The sequence below is a fragment of the Mycobacterium sp. E1386 genome, assembly GCF_001672745.1.
Classification (GTDB): Bacteria; Actinomycetota; Actinomycetes; order Mycobacteriales; family Mycobacteriaceae; genus Mycobacterium.
The window spans coordinates 1-1,634 of record NZ_LZKH01000152.1; the positions used below are offsets into that span (position 1 = coordinate 1).

Here is a 1,634-nt window from a genome sequence, read left to right on the forward strand (position 1 = left end):
AGAACCCGCGGGCCTGCAGCATCTTGTCGGGGCTGAGCCCGGTGCCGGGCACGGTGTTGTTCGGCTCGAAGGCGGCCTGCTCGATCTCGGTGTGGTAGTCGGTGACGTTGCGGTTCAGCGTCATCTTGCCGACGTCGATCAGCGGGTAGTCGCCGTGCGGCCACACCTTGGTCAGGTCGAACGGGTTGAACCGGTAGTTGCGGGCCTCCTCGTACGGCATGATCTGCATCTTCAGCGTCCAACTCGGGTCATCCCCGCCCTCGATCGCGTCGTACAGGTCGCGCTGGTGGTAGTCGCCGTCCTCGCCGGCCAGCCGGTCGGCGTCCTCCTGGGTCAGGAAGTCGATGCCCTGGTCGGTGATGAAGTGGTACTTCACCCAGAAGATCTCGCCGGCGGCGTTGATCCAGCTGTACGTGTGGCTGCTGTAGCCGTTCATGTGCCGCCACGTCTTGGGGATGCCGCGATCACCCATCAGCCAGGTCACCTGGTGCGCGGACTCCGGTGAGAGCGTCCAGAAGTCCCACTGCATGTTGTGGTCGCGCAAGTTCGTTGCCTGCATGCGCTTTTGGGACCGGATGAAGTGCTGGAACTTCAGCGGGTCGCGCATGAAGAACACCGGCGTGTTGTTGCCGACCAGGTCGAAGTTGCCTTCGCTGGTGTAGAACTTCAGCGCGAAGCCACGCGGGTCGCGCCAGGTGTCTGGGCTGCCGCGCTCGCCGGCGACCGTCGAGAACCTGGCGAGCATGTCGGTCTTGGTGCCGGGCTGGAAGACCGCGGCCCTGGTGTATTGGCTGACGTCGTTGGTGACTTCGAAGGTGCCGAAGGCGCCGCCCCCCTTCGCGTGCGGCTGCCGCTCCGGGATGCGCTCCCGGTTGAACTGGGCCATCTGCTCGATCAGGTAGTGGTCCTGCAGCAGGATCGGCCCGTCGGGACCGATCGTCAGCGACTGGTCGTCGCTGGGCGCAGCGATGCCGGCGTCAGTGGTGGTGAAACGTTCCGTCATTTCGCTCTCTCCTCGTTTGCTGGGCTGACTCCGGGCTGTGGCGACGAAAATTGCTGCACACCAATCACCCTGCTCTCTTCCTGGACCACGTCAAGAAAAACCTCGGCGTGGGCCTTCCGCTAGGGCCGTCGCGGCGGGGGGCTGGGAGTTGCGCTCGCCGGCGGCGGGCCGCCAGGACCGCTCACACCCGGTCCGCCGGCCGGCCCGCCGGGGCCGCCCGGACCGCCGGGGGGCATGGGCACGATCAACCCGGGACCGCCGTCACCCCATGGGCCGCCGGCGGATCCGGGCCCACCGGACCCCCACGGTCCGGGGCCGTATCCAGGTCCCCACGGGCCGTTGCCCGGCCCGGGACCACCCGGGCCGCCACCCGGCTTGAACATCTGGCCGTGGTGGTGGTGGCAGTGCTGGTGATGCCAGACGAACGCGCCGGCGAAGAACACGGTGGAGATGATGAAGACGATGCCGGCGACGATGATCACCCACGCCGCGGCCACGTAGAGCCGCGGAGGCTTCATCCGCTCCGGCGGCGGCGGTGGTGGTGGGGGCGCAGCCGCGGGGCCGCGCGGCGTCGGGGCGCTCGCGGTGCGACGCGAGCTGATGGAGGGCTTGCGCCCGCGGCTCCCGACGC

Annotated in this window: 2 protein-coding genes; both read right to left on the reverse strand. The window is 68.5% G+C overall.

Annotated features, from left to right (window positions below; all coding sequences use genetic code 11):
- The coding region (locus tag A5709_RS15850) for a catalase (protein WP_068120709.1) at positions 1–1,003 on the reverse strand (1,003 nt) is incomplete at its 3' end.
- Positions 1,004–1,122: 119 nt separating this feature from the next.
- A complete protein-coding gene (locus tag A5709_RS15855) occupies positions 1,123–1,521 on the reverse strand; it encodes a hypothetical protein (protein ID WP_197520164.1) in 399 nt (132 codons plus the stop codon).
- Positions 1,522–1,634 lie beyond the last annotated feature (113 nt).